The sequence below is a fragment of the Pseudoalteromonas sp. P1-7a genome (assembly GCF_001401855.1).
Lineage (GTDB): Bacteria > Pseudomonadota > Gammaproteobacteria > Enterobacterales > Alteromonadaceae > Pseudoalteromonas.
Map to the genome: position 1 here is coordinate 96,714 of NZ_LKDU01000005.1, position 24,601 is coordinate 121,314.

Annotated in this window: 24 protein-coding genes; 9 read left to right on the plus strand and 15 right to left on the minus strand. The window is 40.6% G+C overall.

From position 1 onward, the window contains the following. Positions 1 to 46 precede the first annotated feature (46 nt). On the minus strand, positions 47 to 373 hold the full coding sequence (locus AN389_RS05745) for a hypothetical protein (protein ID WP_055019433.1): 327 nt from the start codon (positions 371 to 373) through the stop codon (positions 47 to 49). Between the two features lie 43 nt (positions 374 to 416). On the opposite strand from AN389_RS05745, the gene AN389_RS05750 reads away from it, so the two are divergent. Continuing rightward, on the plus strand, positions 417 to 767 hold the full coding sequence (locus AN389_RS05750) for a DUF5522 domain-containing protein (protein ID WP_055019434.1): 351 nt from the start codon (positions 417 to 419) through the stop codon (positions 765 to 767). Positions 768 to 804: 37 nt separating this feature from the next. Here the strand turns inward: AN389_RS05750 and AN389_RS05755 are convergent, their stop codons facing one another. The 6 genes from AN389_RS05755 to AN389_RS05780 form a co-directional block, all read right to left on the minus strand. Further along, complete coding sequence (locus tag AN389_RS05755) at positions 805 to 1,899, minus strand: capsular biosynthesis protein (RefSeq protein ID WP_082422673.1); 1,095 nt, start codon at positions 1,897 to 1,899, stop codon at positions 805 to 807. Between the two features lie 176 nt (positions 1,900 to 2,075). Then, the gene (locus tag AN389_RS05760; RefSeq protein ID WP_055017528.1) at positions 2,076 to 2,495 is read right to left on the minus strand and encodes a group 1 truncated hemoglobin; all 420 of its coding nucleotides are present in this window, start codon (positions 2,493 to 2,495) and stop codon (positions 2,076 to 2,078) included. Then, complete coding sequence (locus tag AN389_RS05765; RefSeq protein WP_055019435.1) at positions 2,495 to 3,328, minus strand: DUF3034 family protein; 834 nt, start codon at positions 3,326 to 3,328, stop codon at positions 2,495 to 2,497. Before AN389_RS05765 ends, AN389_RS05760 begins: the two co-directional genes overlap by 1 nt. Further along, positions 3,315 to 5,630 (minus strand): EAL domain-containing protein, encoded by a 2,316-nt coding sequence (locus AN389_RS05770; protein WP_055017530.1) that lies wholly within the window; start codon positions 5,628 to 5,630, stop codon positions 3,315 to 3,317. Before AN389_RS05770 ends, AN389_RS05765 begins: the two co-directional genes overlap by 14 nt. After that, a complete protein-coding gene (locus tag AN389_RS05775; RefSeq protein ID WP_055014226.1) occupies positions 5,623 to 6,279 on the minus strand; it encodes a methylamine utilization protein in 657 nt (218 codons plus the stop codon). Before AN389_RS05775 ends, AN389_RS05770 begins: the two co-directional genes overlap by 8 nt. Before the next feature lie 121 nt (positions 6,280 to 6,400). After that, positions 6,401 to 7,504: a phosphoribosylaminoimidazolesuccinocarboxamide synthase gene (locus AN389_RS05780; RefSeq protein WP_055019436.1), complete on the minus strand. Its 1,104-nt coding sequence runs from the start codon at positions 7,502 to 7,504 to the stop codon at positions 6,401 to 6,403. Positions 7,505 to 7,873: 369 nt separating this feature from the next. Between AN389_RS05780 and AN389_RS05785 the strand changes: the two genes are divergently transcribed. Genes AN389_RS05785 through AN389_RS05800 form a run of 4 tightly spaced genes read left to right on the plus strand, consistent with a single transcriptional unit; the run spans position 7,874 to position 11,487 of the window. Further along, positions 7,874 to 8,944 carry a CDP-glycerol glycerophosphotransferase family protein gene (locus AN389_RS05785; protein ID WP_082430537.1) on the plus strand — a complete coding sequence of 357 codons (1,071 nt, stop codon included), beginning with the start codon at positions 7,874 to 7,876 and terminating at the stop codon, positions 8,942 to 8,944. 11 nt (positions 8,945 to 8,955) lie between these two features. Then, on the plus strand, positions 8,956 to 9,654 hold the full coding sequence (locus AN389_RS05790) for an ABC transporter ATP-binding protein (RefSeq protein ID WP_055017532.1): 699 nt from the start codon (positions 8,956 to 8,958) through the stop codon (positions 9,652 to 9,654). Continuing rightward, positions 9,651 to 10,973 carry an FtsX-like permease family protein gene (locus AN389_RS05795; protein WP_055019437.1) on the plus strand — a complete coding sequence of 441 codons (1,323 nt, stop codon included), beginning with the start codon at positions 9,651 to 9,653 and terminating at the stop codon, positions 10,971 to 10,973. Before AN389_RS05790 ends, AN389_RS05795 begins: the two co-directional genes overlap by 4 nt. A gap of 13 nt (positions 10,974 to 10,986) precedes the next feature. Next, entirely contained in the window at positions 10,987 to 11,487 is a 501-nt protein-coding gene (locus tag AN389_RS05800; RefSeq protein WP_055017534.1) for a DUF3299 domain-containing protein, read from the plus strand. Between the two features lie 5 nt (positions 11,488 to 11,492). Here AN389_RS05800 and mutM read toward each other — a convergent pair whose 3' ends face one another. Together mutM and AN389_RS05810 are read right to left on the minus strand one after the other, a co-directional pair. After that, positions 11,493 to 12,302 (minus strand): bifunctional DNA-formamidopyrimidine glycosylase/DNA-(apurinic or apyrimidinic site) lyase, encoded by an 810-nt coding sequence (gene mutM, locus AN389_RS05805; RefSeq protein WP_055019438.1) that lies wholly within the window; start codon positions 12,300 to 12,302, stop codon positions 11,493 to 11,495. Next, on the minus strand, positions 12,302 to 12,817 hold the full coding sequence (locus AN389_RS05810) for a hypothetical protein (protein ID WP_055017536.1): 516 nt from the start codon (positions 12,815 to 12,817) through the stop codon (positions 12,302 to 12,304). The genes mutM and AN389_RS05810 overlap by 1 nt, the downstream gene beginning before the upstream one ends. Positions 12,818 to 12,935: 118 nt before the next feature. On the opposite strand from AN389_RS05810, the gene AN389_RS05815 reads away from it, so the two are divergent. Next, positions 12,936 to 13,862, plus strand: coding sequence for a manganese-dependent inorganic pyrophosphatase (locus tag AN389_RS05815; protein WP_055014233.1), 927 nt, complete (start codon positions 12,936 to 12,938; stop codon positions 13,860 to 13,862). A gap of 151 nt (positions 13,863 to 14,013) precedes the next feature. Here AN389_RS05815 and rpmG read toward each other — a convergent pair whose 3' ends face one another. The 3 genes from rpmG to radC form a co-directional block, all read right to left on the minus strand. Continuing rightward, positions 14,014 to 14,169 carry a 50S ribosomal protein L33 gene (gene rpmG / locus AN389_RS05820; protein WP_022946036.1) on the minus strand — a complete coding sequence of 52 codons (156 nt, stop codon included), beginning with the start codon at positions 14,167 to 14,169 and terminating at the stop codon, positions 14,014 to 14,016. 11 nt (positions 14,170 to 14,180) lie between these two features. After that, entirely contained in the window at positions 14,181 to 14,417 is a 237-nt protein-coding gene (rpmB, locus tag AN389_RS05825) for a 50S ribosomal protein L28 (protein WP_004587946.1), read from the minus strand. A gap of 270 nt (positions 14,418 to 14,687) precedes the next feature. Continuing rightward, a complete protein-coding gene (gene radC / locus AN389_RS05830; RefSeq protein ID WP_055014234.1) occupies positions 14,688 to 15,362 on the minus strand; it encodes a DNA repair protein RadC in 675 nt (224 codons plus the stop codon). A 144-nt stretch (positions 15,363 to 15,506) separates the two neighbouring features. Here radC and coaBC point away from each other — a divergent pair, with 144 nt between their 5' ends. From coaBC to AN389_RS05845, 3 genes are all read left to right on the plus strand, one after another. Next, positions 15,507 to 16,700, plus strand: coding sequence for a bifunctional phosphopantothenoylcysteine decarboxylase/phosphopantothenate--cysteine ligase CoaBC (gene coaBC / locus AN389_RS05835; RefSeq protein WP_055017538.1), 1,194 nt, complete (start codon positions 15,507 to 15,509; stop codon positions 16,698 to 16,700). A 101-nt stretch (positions 16,701 to 16,801) separates the two neighbouring features. Further along, positions 16,802 to 17,389, plus strand: a complete 588-nt coding sequence (gene slmA, locus AN389_RS05840) for a nucleoid occlusion factor SlmA (RefSeq protein ID WP_004587943.1) — start codon at positions 16,802 to 16,804, stop codon at positions 17,387 to 17,389. 158 nt (positions 17,390 to 17,547) lie between these two features. After that, the gene (locus tag AN389_RS05845; protein WP_055017539.1) at positions 17,548 to 20,307 is read left to right on the plus strand and encodes a prolyl oligopeptidase family serine peptidase; all 2,760 of its coding nucleotides are present in this window, start codon (positions 17,548 to 17,550) and stop codon (positions 20,305 to 20,307) included. Positions 20,308 to 20,376: 69 nt separating this feature from the next. On the opposite strand, the gene AN389_RS05850 is transcribed toward AN389_RS05845, so the two are convergent. From AN389_RS05850 to AN389_RS05860, 3 genes are all read right to left on the minus strand, one after another. Further along, complete coding sequence (locus AN389_RS05850) at positions 20,377 to 21,534, minus strand: ROK family transcriptional regulator (protein WP_055014237.1); 1,158 nt, start codon at positions 21,532 to 21,534, stop codon at positions 20,377 to 20,379. Between the two features lie 73 nt (positions 21,535 to 21,607). Then, entirely contained in the window at positions 21,608 to 22,849 is a 1,242-nt protein-coding gene (locus AN389_RS05855; RefSeq protein ID WP_055014238.1) for a glycerate kinase, read from the minus strand. A 10-nt stretch (positions 22,850 to 22,859) separates the two neighbouring features. Continuing rightward, positions 22,860 to 24,440, minus strand: a complete 1,581-nt coding sequence (locus tag AN389_RS05860; protein ID WP_055017541.1) for a sodium:solute symporter — start codon at positions 24,438 to 24,440, stop codon at positions 22,860 to 22,862. Between the last annotated feature and the right edge of the window lie 161 nt (positions 24,441 to 24,601).

A 24,601-nucleotide genomic window follows, 5' to 3' on the forward strand; every position in this document is an offset into this window, starting at 1 on the left:
TAACCTCAATAAGCCCACATCTAAAAATGTGAATCAGCCTAAATATCTACTCTTTTAATAATGCCAATAATTTTTCAAGTTTTTGGCGATCAAGCTCTCCCATTTGCTCGCTATTACTGAGCGCAAAAATAACCCCTTCGTATTCGCCGCTATCTATATCATCTCTAGAATCAACAACATTTGCCCATAACTCTAAATCATCCAGCTCTATTTCGTTACTTACACAGCGTGTTAGCACGTGAATCAATACCGGTTTTGTGAGTGTATAAATGGGGGCGCTTTCCTTTGCGGGAGTAGAGATAATCACGCTAATAGCATCATCTCTTTGCTCACCAAAAGTAATAAATTCGGCCAATGCTTTTTGTAAATTCATAATATTTGTTATTCTTGCTGCTCCACTGCTGATAAGAGTTAAAATGACGAGATTAAACTGCTCACAATGTCACACTACGCTTGATTGTAATGTATACGATATAAACGCATGTTGGTGTAATCAATTACCTGCTATTTTACCGCTTGAAGAGTCAGCAACAAGCTGTTTATGCCCGCAATGTACACTTAATGAAATAAACGCTTATTTAGCGCATATTTATACGCAGCCTATAAAAGCACAAATTGAGTTTGCTAAAAAATTTAGAGGTAATGACCACTTAATAGAAGGGCTAGATTACACCATGCAAAGTGGCTACATGGTGTTTAGTAAGTGGTATTTTTTAAAACGAGGAACGTGCTGTAAAAATGGCTGTAAAAATTGCCCTTATGGGTAAATCACACATGTTAATAATTAATACGCAACTGAAAGAACTAATTAGCTGCAATATTGTTGAATTGAGCAAATTTATCTGCCCCTTTAAAACGTAACTCGATTGCTTTGATATGTTCTTCCTCTGCGTGCTTCCAAACGCCCGGCACACTATAAACATGTTTTAAATAGCAAAAAAACTTATCGCGCAGCTGCGCATTAAAATGCCAACCGTGAGCTAGCTCTGCAACTTGAGCAGCTAATTCCTCGCGAGTATCCGCATGCTTAACTAAGCCTTCTATATTATAACAGGCCTGTCCTACAGTAATAACACGCTTATTTAATAACAGCGCTTCTAAACCTACCGTAGAATTGATTGTTATTACCGCCTCTGCGCATTCAATAAGTTCACAGGTTTTATTCCCGTTTGCAAATAACCCAATGGGGTCCTTATTATATAAATGAGTGTAATGCTTATGCCATGAGGGGTGTTCTTTAAAAACGACCTTTAAACTAGGATCGTTCAACGCCTTCACTGCGCTTATAACCTCATCGTATAGCATTTCCATAGAATCAACCCATGGTGAAAAACTCGCTAATTGCGTATCGTGGGGCACTTGAAACGGCACAAAAATATAACGTTCAGGTATATTTTCAGCTGCAAATTCACAGCGTTTTTTATGATTTTCTCGTGGGACCAATGCTGGAGCATCAAAGTTTAAGGCATTATTTACATTAAAATTTAAATAAAAATCAGGATCTCGGCTTAGCGACGCATTAAAGTTGATACCTTGGGGGTCTAAACTAGTGGTTCCCGGAAGCAAACCATTTTCATAATAAAACTGCTTAATGCCCAGTGCCCTGGCAGCCATAGCAACGGTAGTGTTAGGCAGCTTATTACCATTCCATATAACGATTACATCAGGGTTAACTTCAGTTAATAAAGCTAAATATTTTGCATAACGTAAACGTTCAAAAAAGCGCAGCCCCGCCTTGTAAACCGCAGATACTAAAGCATTGTTCCAAAGGTTGTTACGGGCGCGCTTACGTTTTAGTTGTGCAGTAATAACATCGGTAAAATCAACTTTAAACGCTTTGGCTAAATAGTTTATAGCTGAAAGCTTTGGCGCCCCCATAACATGCAGTTGGCAATCCATACTCAGCTTTTTGATTATTTTTTTATAGTACTTTGCGTGTACATTTTTGCGAGAGATAAATAGGTAAGACATACAAGCTGTGCGCGCCAATTATTGTTTTTAAGAAAATAATACTAAGTGGACACTATTACAAAAGTAAGGTTCACCGCGACAAGTAAATAAATTATAGATGTTACCTAAATTTTTATAATTTTACTACGCAGCGGCGCCATTCTGGATAGGATTTCGTTTTGTATGCTATGGCTAATATTTTGCTCCTCCATAGCCTTAACAAGCAAATCCACTACATGGTTAAAGTCTTTCTCAGTTATATGCATCCCTGTATGAATATCTACCATAGAATCTCCTGTGTACTTGCATGGACCATCAACTAGCATACACATATGCATAATAAAGCCCTCCCTAAAGTGGTCTATGTCGCTGTGTTCAAAATAATGCAATACTTGATCGTCATTACCTATTTGGTAAATAAAACTATCAACAATACGCGCAAGCCCCGCACGGCCATCAAGCTGTTGATAAAGAGATAAACGTGTTGAGCTTACACACCCTGTCAGCGCAGCTAAACACAGCCATAATATAACGACGTTTTTCATTACCAATACCCTGTTACTGATAAGTACCACCCTGTTTGATCGCTCGCACCTGCAATGCTACCTAAATCTAAGTATGCGGCGGTAACACTCACATGCTTGTTTGGCATCCACGCAATAAACAAATCCTTCCAGTCTTGCTCACCTAAATTAAGGTTATTGGACTTTTGCCTATATTCAATACCAACAGCAACACTTCGGCTTAAAAATACTGCAGTGCTGCCTTCAAATAAAATTTTTGCATTATCATTTGCCCCACCATAACCAAGTAACCCGAGTTGATTAGCTTCACTGTAGCGCGTTGTGAGGTTCCAAAACCAATTAAGCCCCCCTACAGCGCCTAAATGGAGTTTACTTGCTGCAAGGTAGTAATCGATGCCGCTAGTATCCTTTGCCCCTACAAGAGTCGCAACAGCGCCATCATCAAGGGATTTATGCTGAACCCCTAAGCTCAATTGCGGCCATTTGCTATAAACTATATCGCCGTATAAACGAATTTTAGCGCCCGTGATAGATTGCTCTATTTCGGTATCAAGTGCAGGGACGTCAAAGCGCTGTTGTGCATAGCTAAACTCTACACGATTAAATAAGTTAACTTGTGCTCCACACACATCTAATGTGTAATCGGTTACATCGGCATGACTACAAAAGCCATTTACAGAGAACTCGTCTTCACTGGCATAGCCTGCAAGCTGTGCCCATGGCACAATACCGCCGCCCCCGCTACCTTCTATTTGCGAAACCCCTGGGGTTGCTAACAATTTACCGTCGCTTGCTAACCCATAAAAACTCGAAGTCATTAATAGCCCTAGCAATAAACACTTAACTTTTTTCATAATATTCCTTTAGCCACTGTTCTAACAATTCTGCTTTTAAAGGCTTACTTAGGTAATACCCCTGAGCGTGATCACAATGCATAAGTTTAAGTAAATCTAACGAATCTCTGTTTTCAACGCCCTCTGCAACAACACTAAAGCCTAATTGATGCCCTAAGGTAATAGTCGACTGCACTATGTATTGATCCTTACGCGACTCATCTAACTTTAAAATAAAGCACTTATCTAACTTTAGCTCATCAATAGGTAGAGTTTTTAATCTGCCCAATGATGTTTGCCCTATGCCATAATCATCCAATGAAATTTTGACACCAATGGCTTTTAAGTTTTGTAACGCTTTTATGCCTTTTTCTTCGTTTTCAATCATGTCGCGCTCAGTCAATTCAACAGTAATAAGGGTTGGATCAACTTTGTATTTTTTTAATGTACGCACGAGCGCAGAGTGAAAGCTCGGTGAGGCAATATCTTGCGCCGAGACATTAATGGCAGCTTGCATTTCAATTCCTTTAGCCTGCCAATCAGCCACTTGAGAAACCACCGTTTTAACAACCCAAGATGTAAGCTCTACAATAAGCCCCGATTGCTCAGCTAAATCAATAAACAGCTCTGGGTTTACCCAACTGCCATCTTTACGCTGCCATCGGATGAGGGATTCAACTTTATTTATTTTTTGTGTGTGTAAATGCAACTTGGGCTGATAGGTCATAAACAACTGCCCATCATCATCGTTAATGGCTTGTTTTAGTTCATCGAGTATTTTTAAACGGTCTAAATGCGCTTCGTCTTCGCCATTTTGATAATAGTGAATACTGTCTTGGCTATCTGTTGCATTGTCTACAGCAATAAGTACACGGCGCATTAAGTCGTCGCTGGTAATCCCTTGTGTTGGGTACTCTACAACCCCTGCACTAAAGCGTAAGTTAATTTTTAGTGTTTTAATGGTATAGCAAGCTAAAAGCTGTGCCATTAAACCTACTATACCGCTTTTTTTCTCTCTAGCGGCGGCGCTTGGGAACACAGTTAAAAATTCATCCCCCCCAATGCGCGCATGAAAGCCGCCAAGTTCGTCCGAAAAACCACTAATTCGATTGGCAACGGCTTTTAAACATTCATCGCCTATCCGTGGGCCAAGTTTATCGTTTATATGCCGTAAGCCTTTTATATCTATAGCCACAAGGGTGTATTGTGTAGAGGAAGTAAGCTCATCGTCGAGCACTTCAAGCATAGCCGAGCGGTTATAAAAGCCTGTTAGCGAATCATGGCGTGCCTGAAAACTAATTTTTTGTTCACGTTCGTTAATATCGTTACCCATATTATCAAAGGCGTTAGCAAGGGTTGCTATTTCAGTACTTTGTTTAGAAGCATTAAATTCAAACGCGTAATTACCTTGAGCAAATTGTTTGGCTATTAGTGCAAGCTGCGACAGGGGAGTGATTAAGTTATTTGCCAGTAAACTACTGGTAACAACCCCCACTAGCATCGTTAGAATGGCCATAATAATTAACGTAAACAATAAGTTTTCAAAATCGTTATAGCTTTGTGTTAAATCAGCGCTAAGTAATATAGTTACTAAGTTTCCTTGCAGGGAGGGCAGCGTGATGTCTCGGTTTTTATATATAGGGTAATCACCAAACAAACGCGTTGTGGTGGTGGTATTAAAGTAGTTTTTAGGTGCAAAAACCTCTGGGCGCTCAAGTAAAGAGCTCCTTACTAAGTTATTTTCCTCAGCAATAAAACTGACATGCATTCCTGTTAGGTTTTTAAGTTCAAGAGCGACTTCGTCGTCAATTTTAAAACCCACTAAGCTGTAAGCAACGGTTCTAGGTGCCCTTACAGGTAGTAAAATAACTTGGTATAGCTGTTTATTAAGAACAACAAAGCTCGATTGCTCTGGCGAAGTTAGTAACTCATCCAGTAACGGCTTTAAGTTTTGAGGGTATAAATCGGCATGAGTATTGGCTGAAATTAATTTACCCGATAAATCAATCAGTAGCATAAGCTCTGCATCAATACGCTGACTGTGGTTAAACAACACACTACTTATGGTGCCCGCATCGCGAGTGGCAACCGCTTGCTTAAAGCCAAAGTCGGCTGTGAGTACTTTAGCGGCTGTCAGCAACAAGCTTTCTTTTGCGCTCAGATATTGCTTATATACATTTTGCGCCACGCTAATATTTTGATTTACTTTTTCTTCTTGAAATTTACTTGTGGACCACCAAAAACTAGCAATACTCAGCATAGTGGTCAGTAACACTAAGCCTACACACAAAACAATAATGCGGTTTTTTAAACTGTTAGTCATTACCGCCCTTAAACTTATTACCAAACGTATTTCTTGGGGCTGGGGTGGATGTATCTATTTGAATTATTAGCTCATTATTATTTATTGTTATCATTTTTTTATTTTCCAACGGTGCAGTTTGTAGCGCATGCCACACACTCAGCGTAGTCGGTAAAGAGGCTATGTCTAAGGTTAACTTACCCGTATTGTTGGTTTTATAAACGTGCTCACTATTGGCTACATAAATATAGCCAACCATAGAGTCATGTATATTACAGCCTAGTACAACAACACCTTGTTGATCAAAAGTAACGGGCTCTTTAGGTTGACCTGAATAGAGTTTTAGCTGAAATGGCTTGGCCTGAGAAAAAGAGTAAACATGATGGCGAATATTATCACTATTAGGAAAATTAACCTGCTGGCCTTTTTGCACTACCAGTAAATCGGGAAAAAACGCTTTATCTACTTGGTCCATTACTGCAACGGGTAACGAAGTGCGCTCATGCTTTGCCGCTTTATAAAGCTCAACGACCGCGTTTGGTAATGGCTGACCATGTTGATCTTGAATTACTAAGTCAATATTTGCACCCAGTACGCCTTGGCTAAAAAATAAAGTAGCGGCGAGTAAATAACCTCTTTTATTAAAAACTTGCTGCACTTGCCTAAACATAACAACACCTAAAAGTTAATCTTAGGTTAAGTTAATTAGAGACCAGCACTAATTGCAAGGAATATAGCCCAGTAACCAAAAATAAAGACTGGGCTTTGCTTATTTTAATACTTTAGTTGTACTATTTTACAATAAGGCCGTAATCAGTATCTAAAATATTAATCACTTCTTGGCGAGGATCTTCTGGAATAACAATCTCTTCGCCAATAATTTTACTCGCTATGCCTACATAAGTGTTAGACACCTCAAGCATCACCGATTCTGGTAAAATAAAGTCTTTAGCAAGCTGCTCGCGCTCACTCATACGGTCTTTATTTAATAGCACATCACTTTCTGGCACATTAGAAATTAATAACTGGCGGAACCCTTCTTTAGAGTTTTCGATTATTTTACCATCGCGGTACGCCGCGCCATCCCATATGCGTGAAGAATCAGGAGTACCCACTTCATCAATATAAATAAGCTGTTGGTTACCGTCTAAATCCTCTACATAACCAAACTCAAACTTTGTATCTACAAATATTTGATCAAGCTTTGCCAGCTCTTCACTAATTAGCTTAAAACCCTCAACTAATAGCTTTTCGTACTTAGTTACATCTTCAGCTGATTTAAAATTAAATACATCTAGGTTATCAGTGATGTTAGCGCGCGTAATGTTTACATCATCAACGGGTGGAATATCAACCACGCCCTCGATAATCCCTTTTGTAGAAGGCGTAATTAGTACGTTTTCAAGCTTTCGGTTTGCCGTTAATCCCTCAGGTAAATCTATGCCACAAAAGTTGCGGATTCCTTTGCTGTAATCACGCCACATGCTGCCAGTTATGTATTGGCGCGCAATTGCTTCTACTTTAACGGTACTTGCTTTGCGCACAATCCATACGTAAGGATGCGGAATGTCAACAATGTGGTTACCCGCAAGGCCAGCTTTATCAAATAACGTAAACCAATGAGATGCAACAGAGTTAAGCGCAATACCTTTTCCCGGCACGCCGTTTAAGCCATTCTCGCCTTGCCAAATACAATCAAAAGCAGAAATACGGTCTGAAATAACCATAATTGCAAGCTCAGTTCCTTGCGGAACTTTATAGTTTTTTTCTTTAATGAGGCGTGCGCTGTCTTCATCTGTTAGCCAATAAACCGAACGAACTTTACCGCTGTGTACGTCACCTTTAGTGCGAATGGGTAAATCATCGTTAATGTCTAAAACTTTATAGCTAGTCATGCTATCTCCGGGGTTAGGGGTGCTCAAAGAGCAAAGTATGGTATGGGGTTATAAGCACTATATAATAAATCAGCCTACCCTAAAGCTCAATCAGCACTGAAAACTAAATAACCTGCCCCTTGGTTAAGAGATTTACTAGGGCGTGTTGAATTATGGTGATATCTAATTTATTTTCTCTAGCCAGAGGTTTTCAATGATAACAAGGCGAATTTACGCGTTGATAGCTGCCCTATTGCAAGTAAATTCAACGGCGTTAGCGCTGAAAATAGCTGCTGGTTTATTATCCAAAGCTCAGGTTAAATAACTAAGCAATATTTATATGGCTGTAATAATGCGGTAAACTTAGCGTGCTAACTAGAGGAGTACCGCTTGAACTACCTAACCGCGACCGCAAATAAAAAATACCTAATGTATATTTCGCAAAATTATTCGTACGCTATTTTAAGGCCATTACAAGCACAAATTTTAGCGCATGGTGGTGAGGTACGTTGGTTTTTAGCGGGTAATGAGGTAAACCCTGACTTTTTAAATGAAGACGAGCAGCGATTGTATACAATTACAGATGTAAGGAATTGGAAACCCGATATTACATATATTCCTGGCAATATTGTTCCAAGCTTTATCCCTGGTAAAAAAGTAGCCGTTTTTCATGGGTTCAACTCTGAAAAGCGAAGCTCTGAAGGGAGCAGAGGGCATTTTACCATTAGGGGCTGTTATGATTTATATTGCACTCAAGGTCCTAATACAACTGAGCGCTTTAAAGAACTTGCACAACAACATGGTTTTTTTAAAGTAACAGAAACAGGTTGGCCTACTCTTGACCCTTTGTTTAACGAATCACAAAGCAATCCATACCAAAGTAACGATCCACGCCCTACTTTACTTATTTGTTCAACCTTCTCTCGTAAGTTGTCACTAGCCCCCAAACTATATGAGCAAATAAAGCATTTTAGTGAAAAAGGTAAATGGCGAATCCTAATGCAGTTTCATCCTAAAATGCCAACCGAATGGGTAAATAAGTACAAAGCACTAAGCAATAAAAACTTAACCTTTATTGAAACAGATAACGTGTTACCTCTGCTTAAGGCAGCTGATGTAATGCTCTGTGATACCTCATCGGTATTACTGATGTTTCTGTTACTTCGCAAACCTGTAGTTACCTTTTGTAATCAAAAGCCTATGCCTCATTTGCTTGACGTTACCAACGCAAATGAAGTTGAGCCAGCAATTGAGCGTGCATTAACGAGGCCTAATGACTTAATGCAATATATTGAAGACTATTGCCAAGAGCTACACCCATACACGGATGGAAAATCTAGCCTGCGTGTGCTTAATGCTGCAAATGAATTTTTGCATAAAAACGAAAAGCTAAAACCTAAACCTCTTAACCTATTTCGAAATCTTAAAATGCGTAAAGAATTCAACTTTTGGGGTTGGTAAAACCACACTGTATGATGGAACTTAATAATATAACCTTTAAATGGCATAAAAATGATACCAAGCCTACGCTAAATATCCCAACCCTTAGGATTGATAAAGGCGAGCATATTTTTTTACATGGTCCTAGTGGCTCTGGTAAGTCAACCTTACTTGCACTATTAGCAGGTATAAACACACCAAGCAGTGGCAACATACGTATTTTAAATCACGATTTAAATACACTTAGCAATACGCAAAGAGATGCATTTAGAGCGGAGAATATAGGCTATATTTATCAAAACTTTAATTTATTACCGTATTTGACCCCCATTGAGAATGTCACGCTTGGCTGTGAATTTTCAAAAAGCAGAAAACAAAAAGCCTTACAGCAAACAACAGAGCCTAAGCCAAGCTTACAAAAAGAAGCGATACGCTTATTAACAGCATTAGGTTTAAGTGAGTCATATCATAGTAAAGATGTTGCTTCGCTCAGCATTGGTCAGCAACAGCGGGTTGCCGCTGCTCGCGCATTTATTGGTAGCCCAGAGCTCATAATTGCTGATGAGCCTACCTCGGCACTTGATACCGCAAATAGAGAAAGCTTTATAAAGCTGTTATTCGAACAGGCTAAGCGTGCCAACAGCACGCTCGTTTTTGTAAGCCATGACGAAGCATTGAAGCCGCTATTTAATCGTGCAATCAGCCTAGCTAGCTTACAGGAGCAGTTATGATCCTGACTAAATTAGCATATAAAAGTTTGCTTAACCGCCGAGCGAGTGTACTACTGACATTGTTTACCATTGCTATTAGCGTGATGCTATTACTCAGTATTGAGCGAATTCGCGTGGATGCAAAAACCAGTTTTAGTAATACCATCTCCGGTACAGACCTGATTGTCGGTGCCCGTACCGGCGACATACAGCTATTGCTTTCATCCGTATTCAGAATAGGCCATGCCAATAATGGGGTGAGTTGGCAAAGTTATCAGTACATCACAGCTCAACGTGGTGTTAAATGGAGCATTCCTATTAGTTTAGGCGACAGTCATAAAGGCCAAGCTGTAATTGGCACAACCCGCGATTACTTTACCCACTATCGCTTTGGTAAAAAGCAAACATTAAGTTTTCAACAAGGCCACGCGTTTGAGCGTGTAAACCAGGTGGTACTTGGCAGCGATGTAGCGAGCCGTTTAGGGTATACACTAGGTGATAGCATAGTAATCTCACACGGCATGGGTAATACAAGTTTTCACCATCATAAAGACAACCCGTTTACTGTAATTGGTATTTTAAACGCCACCGGCACGCCAGTAGATAAAACCTTGCACATACCTCTAGCTGCAATTGATTTAATCCATGGCGGCGTACATTCATCGAATGTTGAACATGGTGAAAGCGATGAGCACGATGAGCACGATGAGCACGATGAGCACGATGAGCACGATGAGCACGATGAGCACGATGAGCACGATGAGCATAACAACCTAATCGGTGAACCAAATCAAATTACTGCATTTTTAATGGGCTTCGATTCACCTTTATATACATTGCAAATTAGGCGCAATATAAACCAATACAAAAAAGAGCCTCTGCTGGCCATTATGCCCACAGTCACCTTAAAAGAGCTGTGGCAAATGCTCGCCATTGTCGAAAAAGTACTCTTACTGTTTTCAGGCGTTGTTATATTGGTCAGTTTATTGGGCATGTTAACCACACTACTGGCCAATTTAAACCAACGCCGAAGAGAGCTTGCTATTTTACGCTCAGTGGGCGCAAGGCCATGGCAGCTTTTTACACTCATAAGCATGGAGTCGTTATTTACAACGTTATTAGGCTGCCTAGTTGGCTGTGGTTTATATTATGGCGTTATGCTTGTTAGTAGTAGCTATTTGCAAAGCCATGCAGGTATAAGCGTTAATATAGCCATGCTCTCTTACTATGAACTCACTTTAATAGGCGTTATTATGGCCGCTGGGTTTATAATTGGCTTAATACCCGCCACCCGCGCTTACTTTTATTCGCTTAGCGATGGTATGAGTATAAAAACTTAATTTTAGGAATTTCATGATACTTTTTAAATCTGCGCTTTATTACAGCATGCTAGTGGGCTGCTTCCTTATTAGCTTTAACAGCAGTGCAAATCCACCAAAAGAAATTTTTTGGGAAGACTTAATCCCACAAGGGCATGTACAAATAGATACTCAAGCACAGGCCAATCACGAGGGCAGCGAGCAAAACTGGGTGCAACCAGAATTAGATGCTCCCGTGGTTGAAGCATTAAATGGGCAATCAGTGAGCTTGCCGGGGTTTGTTGTTCCACTAGAGGGCGACAGCGAAGTCATTACTGAGTTTTTACTTGTGCCATACTTTGGCGCGTGTATTCACGTACCGCCCCCGCCGCCAAATCAAATCGTTCATGTAACAGTAAAAGGCGGTGTGCCCATAGAGAGCTTGTATGATGCGATTGTTGTCACAGGCATTATCAGCACTGAAACCTGGTCGGGCGAAATAGCCCAAGTGGGCTATAAAATGAAAGCCGTCGGTGTGGCCCCCTTTGAGCTATAACATGGCTATTTTTGGCAGTGCTTACAAAACACCGTACTGCGCTGCCCTAGCCTAATTTCTTCAAGTGGCGTTTTACACTTTACGCACGCCTCTCCTTTTCGCCCATACACTAACAACTGCTGCGCAAAATAACCTGGTTTGCCATCACTTTGGGCAAAGTCTTTTAAGGTTGTACCACCTTGTGTTATTGCCGCTGCTAGGGTCTCTTTAATAATAGGAACGAGGGTTTGATAACGCTTTAGCGATACTTTGCCTGCTTCGCGTTTTGGGTGTATCCCCGCTTTAAATAACGACTCATTGGCATAAATATTACCTACGCCCACAACCACCGCGTTATCCATAATAAATTGCTTCACGGGGACTTTTTTATTTCGCGATTGCTCGTATACACGCTTTGCAAAAAAATCATCCGTAAGCGGCTCAGGTCCAAGCTTTGAAAGCAACTTATGTACATCACCCGGTGCTTGCCATAAACAGCAACCAAACCGGCGAGGGTCGTTTAATCGCAGCGCCTTGTCATTACTAAGAATAAACTCAACATGATCATGCTTTTTAAGTGGCTCGCGTTTATCCACAACACGCAAATTACCCGACATTCCCAAATGTAAAATAGCACTCCCTAATTCGCAGTGCAGTAACAAATACTTTGCTCGGCGCTCGATTCGATCTACCTTGAGCCCTTCTAACTTATAAACATCATCTGGCACAGGCCAGCGCATACTGGCATTATAAATATTAACTTTGCTTACAACTTGGTTTTCAATATGTGGGGTGATCCCCAGTCTACTAACTTCTACCTCTGGTAATTCAGGCATTAATGCAACTCACTTTTTGAAAAATCAACACTTGGAAATAACTGCTTTGCAGTTTCTAAATCAAGCCCCATAACACGCTGGCTATTTTTCTCGAGCAAATAATATTGCCCGCTGCCTTTATAAAGTAAATAAACCCAAGGTAAGCGCTCGCCAGCCAACTCAAAGGTGGCAACATAAAGTGGTGAATTGGGGTTAAATACCATCGACTCATTTACTTCCAATAAGGCAGCCGTTTGCCACCTATTGATTAGCTCAGCTAACTGCTGCTGTGATGCATCCCAGCTCACTGGCGTATTTTCTTTTAATGCAGTTGTACGCCAACTAGTACCAATACGTTCAATTTTCTGATCAACAAAGCTCAGAGTTAACACAAAACTTTGTAATGGCAGTACAGGCTGTAATTTAGGCCCGTCCTCGCCCCCTAAAAACTGCTTATGCCAGCCATTTAAAAAAAAGATCATAATCAACATCGAAAAAATAATAACGTTGTTCCAACCTTTGCGGCCTAGTCGCATATTTATACACCCAGTAAATTCAAGATTTTAAAGTGTAACTAAAACTTAATTGCACTGTCTATATGTTAAAGGCCACAGACTTTGGTAGAATATCTGCAAATTTAAAGGAGTTCCGTCAATGTCTATGTATGTAGTGGGCCATAAAATCCCAGATTCAGATTCTATTTGTGGTGCAATTGCACTGGCTTATTTAAAAAACCAAATCGATGAGCCAGCAATTCCAACACGCCTTGGTGAAGTGTCACCAGAAACACAATTTATCCTAGATAAATTTGGCTTCGAAGCACCTGAGCTTAAATTAAGCTACGCTGGCGAAGATGTATATATTGTTGATCACACCGAAAAAACACAAGCACCTGACGATATCGACCAAGCACGCGTTGTTGGCGTAGTCGATCACCATAAGTTAGGTGACTTAACGTCATCTACACCACTTGAGTGCTGGATTCGCCCAGTTGGCTGTTCTAACACTATTATTAAAATGATGTATGACTTCTACAACGTAGAAATCCCTAAAGACATCGCTGGCATCATGCTATGTGCAATTTTAAGCGATACCGTTATTTTTAAATCGCCTACTTGTACAACGGCTGATATTAAATGTGTAGAAGCACTAGCAGAAATTGCCGGTATTGAAGACTTTAAAGAACTAGGCATGGACATGTTCCGTGTTAAGTCTGCAGTTGAAGACACGCCAGTACGTGACTTAGTAATGCGTGATTTTAAAGACTTCAACATGAACGGCAATCTAGTCGGCATAGGCCAGCTAGAAGTAATCGACCTTGCAGTGTTTGACGAAATTAAAGCAGACTTAGAAGCCGATATTGCTAAGCTAAAAATTGAAGGTAACCGCCACTCAGTATTTTTACTACTTACCGACATCATGAAAGAAGGCTCACAAATGCTGATCGCATCAGATGATGCAACACTTGTAGAGCAAGCTTATGGTGAAAAACTAAGTGAAGGTAAAGTGTGGCTAGACGGTGTATTAAGCCGTAAAAAGCAAGTAGTACCACCACTACAAGACGTGTTTGCCAAGCTGTAAGCTTTAAAATAATGACCTTGTGGGTTTTACCTGCAAGGTTTTTTTATGCCTAGGTTTTAGAGTAAGTTGGCGTATACATTACGAATATGTAACTTTAAAAACAAAAAACCCAGCCTAAGCTGGGTTTTTACAATTCTGAAAGAAAACTAAATTACTTGATTTTAGCTTCTTTGAAAATCACATGTTTACGAGCTTTAGGATCGTATTTTTTGATTTCCATTTTTTCAGGCATATTACGCTTGTTTTTGTCGGTAGTGTAGAAAAAACCAGTACCAGCAGTTGAAACTAAACGGATTTTATCGCGCATGATTCAGTTCCTTAAACTTTTTCGCCGCGAGCACGGATATCTGTAAGTACCGCGTCGATGCCTTTTTTATCGATAATACGCATACCTTTAGTAGTAGTGCGTAGTGTTACAAAACGTTTTTCACTTTCAACCCAAAAACGGTGTGTTTGTAGGTTAGGTAGGAAACGACGTCTAGTCGCGTTTCTCGCGTGTGAACGGTGGTTACCAACCGTTGGACGCTTACCTGTAACTTGACATACTTTAGACATGTCTATATATCTCCAATAACTTCGCTCGAGCTTAATTTAACCTAAGGCCATGTATTTGTGCCCTAGATAAATCGAAGGGCGCTCTTTATACAGCTTTTACAGGCAAAGATCAAATACTGATCTATCCAACCAGCTCATATGTAAATTTGATAGCGGCTAATTATAAAGATCGAATGCCCTTAGGGAAAGTAAAAACTGCATTTAAATTAAACTAATTTGCCAAAACACCTCAAACAGCTCATTTTTAACACACTTATTCACCAAGCAAAGTTAAATCAAGCCTCGCTGTGCAAATGAAACACACGTTTCTCCTCCCACAATAATATGATCAAGCACATTTATGTCTACCAATTGCAACGCTTGCTGTAATTTTTGAGTGATAAGTTTGTCTGCTTGGCTTGGCTCGGCAATACCACTAGGATGGTTGTGCGCCAAAATAATAGCCGCAGCATTGTTTTTTAAGGCCGCTTTAAGCACTTCTCTGGGGTAAACGCTGGCTGAGTTTATCGTGCCATAAAACAATATTTCGTCTTTTACCAAACGGTTTTGACTATCAAGGTAAAGCACCATGAACACTTCTTGCTGTAACCCACGCATTTGCAGTGTTAAATATTCATATACCGCATTTGGCGAATTAAACACCGCATCGCGCTGGCAGCGCTCCTGCATGTAACGCTGACTTAGCTCAAGCACAGCTTGCAATTGCACATATTTTGCCACCCCTAAGCCTTTTTGCGCACAAAACTCATCTTGGCTGGCGTTAAATAAATTATGCAATGTTTTATTTTCGTTAAGCAGGTGCTGCGCAAGCTCAATAACATTCATGCCAGGTAAACCCGTACGCAAAAAAATCGCTAATAACTCCGCATCGCTCAAGGCTTTGGGTCCTTTAGCAATGAGTTTTTCACGGGGGCGAAGTGAATTAGGTAACGAAGTTAATTGCATTATTCATCCTTGATGATTAAAAAACAGTCATATAACTGTAATGCAAATTTCAAAATTAGCCTGATTATTTAATCTTAAAAACTTAGCTCAAAGCACAAAGATTTGTTATTTTAGCCTACATACATACTCAAGCTGAAAACACTCATGACTAACTTATCAAACAAAAAAATAGTACTTGGCATCACTGGCGGTATTGCAGCCTATAAATGTGCCGAGCTCGTTAGGCGTTTAAAAGACGCAGGTTGCGAAGTAAAAGTCGTTATGAACGAATCAGCTAAACACTTTATAACTCCATTAACCATGCAAGCAGTGAGCGGCGAGATAGTGTCTGACTCATTACTTGACCCCTCAGCTGAAGCTGCAATGGGCCATATAGAATTTGCAAAATGGGCTGACTTAATTTTAGTCGCACCTGCAACGAGTAATACTATTGCCAAAATGGCTGCAGGCATTGCCGATGACTTACTAACAACGTTATTACTGGCAACCCCCGCAAAAGTAGCAATAGCGCCTGCAATGAACCAGCAAATGTATGCTCACCCTGCTACACAAGCTAATTTGGCAACGCTTAAATCTCGTAATGTATTAATTTGGGGCCCTGGCAAAGGCGAGCAAGCGTGTGGCGATGTAGGTGCTGGGCGCATGCTAGAGCCGCATGAGCTTGTAGCTTTGTGCACGGCCACAGAGCAGCCGCAATTATTAGCGGGTAAAACAATTACCATTACCGCTGGGCCAACACGTGAGCCACTTGACCCTGTACGCTTTATCTCTAATCACAGCTCAGGAAAAATGGGCTATGCCCTTGCACAAGCTGCGTTAGAGCTTGGTGCTAAAGTTAATTTAATTTCAGGCCCAGTGACTATTAAAGCCCCTGCTGGTGCTAATTTAATAAACATAGAAAGTGCTGAACAGCTTTTAAATGAGTCATTAGCCTATGCCGTACATTCTGACGCTTTTATTGGCTGTGCAGCAGTTGCCGACTACAGAGCAGCGAATGTAGCTACTCAAAAAATGAAAAAACAAGGCGATGAGCTTACCCTTACACTTGTTAAAAACCCCGATGTAATAGCCGCCGTTGCAAGCTTAGAGCAAGGCCGCCCTTATACAGTAGGTTTTGCAGCAGAAACACAAAATGTAGAGAGCTACGCAAAGGGTAAACTTAAAAATAAGAACTTAGATATGATTTGTGCAAATGATGTATCAAAAAGTGGCTTAGGCTTTAACTCCGATCATAATGCTTTAACACTTTATTGGCATAATCAAAGCGTAGAATTACCAGCAACAAGTAAAACAGAAATTGCGCATCAAGTGATCGAACAGCTCGCTAAACATCTATAAAAATGCTGGAAACAGACTGAATAAAACATTAACATAAGCCACTCATTTGAACAGAAAATGACTAGCCCCAGCTAAAAATAACAAATAAAAAAGGAAGGTTCATGCCTGCGACAAAAAGAAGTAATCGCAAAGAGCAGATACTGCAAGCCCTCGCGCAAATGTTAGAAACCAGCCCAGGACAACGGATTACAACTGCAAAGCTTGCTGCTGAAGTGGGCGTGTCTGAAGCGGCGCTTTACCGCCACTTCCCAAGTAAAGCACGTATGTTTGAAGGCCTAATAGAATTTATCGAAGACACACTTTTATCGCGCATCAACCTTATTTTAGAAAACGAAAAAGAAAGCCAAACACGCGTTTATAATATTTTATTATTACTACTCACCTTTGCAGAAAAAAACCCAGGAATTACACGTATACTTACCGGCGACGCCCTACAAGGCGAGCAAGAGCGTTTACGCGAACGTGTACAAGGTTTATTTGAAAAACTAGAAACGCAATTTAAACAAGTACTGCGCGAGCGAAAGCTTCGTGAAGGAAAAACCTTCCAAAGTGACGAACTTACCCTGGCTAACTTTTTACTAGCCTATGTTGAAGGTAAAATGAACCAGTTTGTACGCAGCGACTTTAAAGTAAAGCCAAGTTCGCAATTTGAAAAACAATGGCCAGAGCTACAAAAAATTTGGTTATAACCTTACTTTATTATTTTACCGTTAGCGCTAGTTATTCGCGCTAACGCTTACCCTTTCGTCCCTTTTCTTATACCGCTTATCTGATCCGCTCGAAATATAAAGCAAACTCGCTACAATACTTATTACATTAAAAGTACTGTGAAAAACGAGAATCAATAATGAAAACAACGCTCACCTTTTTAAGCTCAGCTCTGCTTGCAAGTTTGGCAAGCCCAGCTGCTTGGGCTCAAAAGCCGTTAGAATTTAAAGACGTATTCGACTTTAAGTACGCAAAAAACACACAACTTTCAGATGATGGTAAAATCCTCAGCTTTAGCGCTAAGCCTTACCGTGGCAATGCAAACGGGCAAGTTTATGACTTAACAACTAACACCCTCATTAGCACTGTAGAGCGCGGCACCAAGCCCGTTATTAACAAAGCGGCTAACTGGGTGGCCTTCACACAAGTGCCAACGCTTTTAAAGCAAGAGACCACTAAAAAGAAGTCTGAGCTAAAAAACAACCTTATATTAATCAACACTCAAACCGGCGAAAAACAACAATTTGCCGACGTAAAAGATTATGTATTAGCTGATAATGGCCAGTGGCTTGCTTACCGAGTTGATCAAAAAGCTGAAAAAGACGAAACCACCGACAATAAAACAGAAGAAAAAAGCGAGATCACGCCAGACAAAAAAGATAAAAGCTTTGAGCTGGTTATTGTCGATTTAAAAAACAATACAACACATAGCATAAATAATGTATTTAGTTACGCCATAAGCCCTAAAGCCAGCCTGTTACTCGCAAGCCAAAGTTACAGCGATGGCAATAATAATCAAATTGTCCTACTTGAACTAAACAACAACTTTGCACAAAGTGTACTAATCGATGAGCCTGGTGTTGTTGCGCAAACAATTGTGTGGCATCCAAGTAAAGATATTGCAGCATTTAGCTTAGGTAATTATGTAAATGACGATACACGCCGTAGGCAATATGAACTAAAACTTTGGCAAAATAATACCCTTAGCACTATCGACCCCCCTAATAAAGACTGGGTAATAGGCAAAACAGCAAAAATTACATTCTCCGAAGATGGCGAGCGTTTATACTTTGAAAACCACCCAAAACTTGCTGCAAAAGTAAAAGCAAAAGAATACACTGATACAGCGTCACTGTATAACTTTGACACGATTCGTGAGCATAAAGGGCTGAAAGTTTGGCACAATAACGACGCTCAAATAAAACCACGCGAAGAACAACAATGGAACAAGGTAAATAAAAACCGTCATTACAGCGCAGTTTTACATTTAGATAGTCAAAAAACAGTACAGCTTAGTAATGAAAAAGTGAGCGATTTAACGCTTAACACTAACCGTAGTCAAAGTGTATTAGGCTATTCAAACCAAGCGCATCTTGAAAAAATAATGTACGGCGGCTTTTTTGCCGACTACTACAGCATCAATGTAAATACTGGTGAGCAAACAGTCATTGTTAAAAACTCACCGTTTACACCAAGCCTTGCGCCAAATGGTCAGTACGCTGCTTATTTTGCTAATAGCCAAGTTCAGCTTAAAGATTTAAAAAATAATAAAGTAACCGCGCTTAGCAAAGCCATTAATGCCACCTTTGCAGATGACAAGCACGACTACCCGTCAGCGCAGCCTGGTTATGGGTTTGCCGGTTGGTTAAATAACAGCAGCCAAGTATTAGTGTATAGCAAATACGATATTTGGGCGTTTGATGTAAATACCCAGCAAGCAACCCAACTTACAAACGGTAAAGATACAGACACCCAATATCGCGTAATTCAGCTAGATAAAAACCTAGTTGGCTATAATAAAGACGACACGTTGCTACTATCAGCTGTGAACTTACAATCAAAACAGCGTGAAGTTGCTAAGCTCGACTTAGGCTCAAACACAGTCACTAAAGTACTTAACGGTAATAAGCGCTTTGATGTAGTTAAAAAAGCAAAAAATGCCGATAAATACCTATTTACCGAGCAAACTTACCAACAATTCCCTGATTACTACCAAACTGATTTTAGCTTTTCAGCGCCTAAAAAGGTGACTCATTTAAACCCACAAATTGCTGATTTTTCCTGGGGCGAAAAGCCAGAGCTAATTAGTTATAAAGGCTTTGACGGCGAAGACTTACAAGGGGTGTTAATTAAACCTGCAGGCTACAAAAAAGGCGATAAAGTACCGGTTGTTGTGTACTTTTACCGCTATATGAGCCAGCGCATGTATGATTTTCCTAAAATGGAGCTAAATCATCGTCCTAACTTCCCTATGTTCACCTCAAATGGTTACGCAGTATTTTTGCCTGATATTCGCTTTGAAATAGGCCACCCAGGTAAATCGTCAACGCAAACCATGATAAACGCCACACAAAAGCTTATAGATTTAGGCATAGCCGACCCAGATAAAATAGGCCTACAAGGGCACTCATGGGCAGGATATCAAAGTGCATTTATGATCACCCAAACAGATATGTTTAAAGCGGTTGTATCCGGCGCACCGGTATCAAACATGACCAGTGCGTACAGTGGCATACGTTTAAAGTCGGGCCTTGCACGTCAATTTCAATACGAAACAGGACAAAGCCGTATAGGTAAAAACTTATTTGAAGCACCCGAGCTGTATATAGAAAACTCACCAGTGTTTTTTGCAGATAAAGTAAATACCCCTATTTTAATTATGTTTGGCGATAAAGACGATGCAGTGCCTTGGCACGAAGGCGTGCAATACTACTTAGCACTGCGCAGAGCGGGTAAAGACGCGACCTTTTTACAATATGAAGGCGAACCACATCATTTGAAAAAGTTTCCTAATCAGGTCGATTTTTCAATACGTATGATGCAGTACTTTGATCATTACTTAAAAGGCAAGCCAGCCGCTAAGTGGATGACAGAAGGTGAACCGTTCGTTGAAGAGTAAGTAACCCAAACAAAAAAGCCGATATTGCTTATGCAATATCGGCTTTTTTGTTTTTAGGTTTCTCTTAAGCTACAAACACAACTCTCTAAATGGCAATGTGGCTGCGCCTATCGACACCGGAAAATTATCAATATTAGACACCACCAGCTTAGGCATTGGGCGTTTAGCACCTCGTCTAAATTGCGCATAAACTTCAGTACGCGCTATTACTTTTTCAGCTAGCTCTTTAGGTATATGGCCACCAATAATAATCGCTTCTGCATCTAATAACGCTGAGCAACAGGTTGCGACTAAATCAAACGAGTCTTGAACTTTAAATAGCCATTCTTCAACGCCTGGCCATTCTGGGTCAAAGTTATCGTGCAAGTCGTAAATTGAATTAACAGCAACGCCATTTTTTTTCAAAATACGTTTTAATAACTCTAAATTTGGATGGGCATACAGCTTAGGCGGTAACATGTCGCCAAGCTCACCAGCGTTACCGTATGTACCATGCAATACGTCGCCGTTATTAACTATACCGCCACCAAATGCGGCCGATACAAACATATATACAAAGTTTTTATACTCACGGCCAATACCTGCAACGCCCTCGCCCGCGGCGGCGCCTGTGGCGTCGTTAACCACCCAAGTAGGTAACTGAAAGTGCTGCGATACAATATCGATAATATCAACCTGTGACCACTCTTCTAGCATATGGTGGGTATTCATTTTTCCGTCCATAGAACTAAAAAAGCCTGAAATACCCACGCCCATACCCAATATTTTATCGCTTGGAATATCGCGCTCTGCGCTTATATCATCTACCAGCTTTTGCGCGCATTTAAGCACGTTATTAATGCTCATATCCGACATTAGCTGCATGTGGGTGTAAACTACTTTGCCTGTAAAATCCATAACTGCAAGTGAAATGGCATCAAGCAAAATAGCTAAACCAAAGGTAAATCCGTAATCGGGGTTTAGCGCAATGCCAAACCCCGGTTTACCTTTTTTATTAGGAATTAGCGTATCGGTTTGCACTATTACGCCGTGCTGGGTTAACGACTTAAGTAAACGCGAGACAGTTTGCTGCGGAATTCGGGTGGCGCTCACAATATGGCTTTGTGTTACACATTGCTCCCAAAACACCACCTTAATAATATCGCGCTCAATGTCTTGAAAAAGCTTATCGCCTTTGCCAAGCTCAAAACCTGAGCGTAATAAGTTACTGTTATTTAGCGAAAACATAGCTATTAACCCTAATAAAATTGGAGCACAAGATTACGTTAAACCACTATAAAGAACAAGTACGGCGCAGCGCCTACTCAACCACTATCACTCTAAAATCATTCACATTTGTGTTCGTGGGCCCAGTAATAATTAAATCATCTATAGCTTTAAAAAACTGATGACTATTATGACCTTGTAACTGCGCTTGTAAGTTCTCACCAGCGGCTTGTGCGCGAGCAATCGTACTGCTATCTATATACGCGCCAGCAACATCTTTACTGCCATCAACTCCGTCAGTATCACACGCTATTGCGTAAATACCCGCTTCGCCGTTTAGTGCTTCAGCCAGTGCCATTAAATACTCTTGATTAGGGCCGCCATCACCGTATACATCGGCAACAGTTACTGTAAGCTCGCCACCTGAGAACAACATAACCCGCTTGCCTTGTACTTTTTGCTCAAGAGCAATTTTAGCATGTGCGCGGGCAACCTCTTTTGCCTCACCTTGAATATCGTATCCAAGTACTTGCGTATCCCAGCCATTATGCTGTGCTACATTTATTGCGCTATCAATGGCGTGCTGCGCATTAGCTACAATAAAGTGCTCTCCCACTGTATCGGCTGCACCCGCTTGCTCAGGCTTTAGTAAATAAGCTTCAATCTCGCTTATGACTGGCCAATTGTACTTTTGTAAAATAGCCAGTGCATCAGCTTTAGTGCTGCCATCGCTAATAGTGGGGCCTGAGGCAATATCGCTTGGCTTATCGCCCACTACATCAGAAATAATCAGCGTGACATAATCCGATTTAGCCGCTTGCGCTAACTTACCGCCTTTAACAAGCGAGAGTTGTTTGCGCACAACATTAATTTCATCAACACTTGCACCACTTTTAAGTAAAAACTGATTAAGTGCCTGCTTTTGCGCAAATGGAACATCATCTACCGGTAAGCACATAAGCGACGAGCCACCACCTGATATAATAAACAAAATAGGAATATCGGCCGGGTTATTTTTTACAAGCGCCAATAACTCTTTACCTGCTGCTAAGCTGTTATCATCTGGCGTTGGGTGATTAGCGCTCAGTACTTTTATGCGCCCAGTATCGCCGGCACTTTCGTAGCCATAACGCGTCACTACCGCACCAAAGCATTTATCCCCATAAAAACGGTTAACCTCTGCGGCCATTTCTGCGGCGGCCTTACCAGCACCTACCACACATAAACCATTACTGGCATCTATATTTTCCAAGTACTTGCCCATACACGCACTGGGTTTACAGGCATTTACCGCCGTGGTAAATAAATCGATTAAAAATGACTTTTTAGAATCCATGGGTAAACGCTCACGAAAAAATTGATGGAATAGCAAGGCAAATTAATACCATCACAACAAACATGCTAAGCAGCATAACGATATCTTTACCGGTTAAAATTGAGTTTGAGGTTGTCTCAGCGTTTTGCGCTTTAGCAACCTCGTTTACTTCACGAGGAATAACGCGGCTGGTTATATAAATAATAATTGCAGTGCTTACAAAACCAATAAAGTTCCACCAAAACCAAAATATGTCTGGCGCAAATACCGACACCAACAAGTTAATTAACACACCACTAATTAGGCCTATATTTGCATGCAGCGCAGCACTGCGCTTACTAACTACGGCAATTAAAAATACCGCCAGTATTGGGCCATAAAATAATGAGCCTACTTTGTTAATGGCTTCAATAATAGTAGGCGCTATATCACCGGCATAAAGCGATAAAATTAACGTAATTGCTCCCCAAATAAGTCCTAAGTATTTAGCTAGTTTTAAATAGGTTGGTTGGTCTAGCTCTTTATTTGAAATACGGCTGTAATCTTCAATACTGACCGCCGAAAGCGAGTTAATAGCAGAGCTAAGTGATGACATAGCCGCCGATAAAATAGCCACTACTAATAAACCAATTAGGCCATGTGGTAAGTAATCTAAAATAAAGATTGGCATCATCCAATCTGGGTTATCGGCTGGAATTTTTGCTAAAAATTCAGGGTTGCTCATAGCCAGTGTGCCTACAATTAAACCCGACACACAATATAAAATAGTAATAGGAAACCGTACTACGCCGTTGGCTAAAATCATGTAGCGTAAGTTTTTAGGATCTTTCGCACTAAGTGCACGTTGCGCTTGTGTTTGGTCACACCCATAGTAGGAGGCGTAAAGCACCACACCACCAAAAATCATAGGTAAAAAACCAAAACCATCACCACTAAAACCAAACGAATCAAATTTTATGGCTTCTAATCGACTCGAATCCACATTAGCAATAAAGGTATCAACCCCACCTAAGTGATAAAGTCCGAAGCCAATACAGGCAATGGTACCCAATACAATGATGATCATTTGAATTGCATCACCATATACCACCGCTTTCATGCCGCCTTGCAGTGAATATAACACCGTGATCACGCCGGTAAGCACAATGGCTTGCCATGCTTCTATGCCCATGGTGCCTTGAAGAATAAGCGATACCGCATAAATCATAATACCGGTGGCAAATGCACGGCTAAACTGAAAAACCACACTAATAAGCACACGGGTAGAACGACCAAAGCGCATTTCTAAGTAATCATAAATACTGACAATGCCGCTTTTATAAAGCTTAGGTAAAATAGTCGCTAAAATTAAAATCATCGCCAGCGGCACACCTAACTCATACGAGAGCCATTGCATACCACCGCCTTCACGCAAACCAACAAATGCAGGAGCCGAAATAAAGCTAATAGCCGAAAGCTGTGTGGCCATTACCGACAAAGCTAAAGGTTTCCACCCTAAGCTTTTACCTCCTAAAAAGTAATCACTTTTATTGGTTTGTTCGCGTAGCATAAACCCCATTACCAATAAGGCACCGAGATAAAGAGCAACTATTGAAAAATCTAATATATTCATAATTATTTCGCGTATTCACATGAAGAAAACACAGCGCCTTCTCAAAAATAAAAAACTAAACAGCTATATGCTTACTTCTAAAACAGTCCCTAAAAACAAACCTATCGCTAACTTAGCTGAAAAATGCATCACAACGCAAAAAGCCTATTAACCCCATAACA